This is a genomic window from Domibacillus sp. 8LH (assembly GCF_038806185.1).
Taxonomy (GTDB): domain Bacteria; phylum Bacillota; class Bacilli; order Bacillales; family Domibacillaceae; genus Domibacillus; species Domibacillus indicus_A.
In genome coordinates, this window is sequence record NZ_JAVJNG010000297.1 from 1 (window position 1) to 243 (window position 243).

Below are 243 nucleotides of genomic sequence, written 5' to 3' on the forward strand. Positions count from 1 at the left end.
GGAGGATGACGGGATCGAACCGCCGACCCTCTGCTTGTAAGGCAGATGCTCTCCCAGCTGAGCTAATCCTCCAAATGATGACCCCTACGGGATTCGAACCCGTGTTACCGCCGTGAAAGGGCGGTGTCTTAACCGCTTGACCAAGGGGCCATTTTATATTGTTTGAATTGGCTCCGCAGGCAAGACTCGAACTTGCGACCGATCGGTTAACAGCCGATTGCTCTACCACTGAGCTACTGCGGA

General features: G+C 54.7%; 3 tRNA genes. All 3 read right to left on the reverse strand.

Features of this window, described 5'->3' with window-relative positions:
- Window positions 1–72: transfer RNA gene (locus tag RG959_RS24780), tRNA-Val, on the reverse strand.
- A gap of 6 nt (window positions 73–78) precedes the next feature.
- A tRNA-Glu gene (locus RG959_RS24785) sits at window positions 79–150 on the reverse strand.
- A gap of 18 nt (window positions 151–168) precedes the next feature.
- Window positions 169–243, reverse strand: a tRNA-Asn gene (locus RG959_RS24790).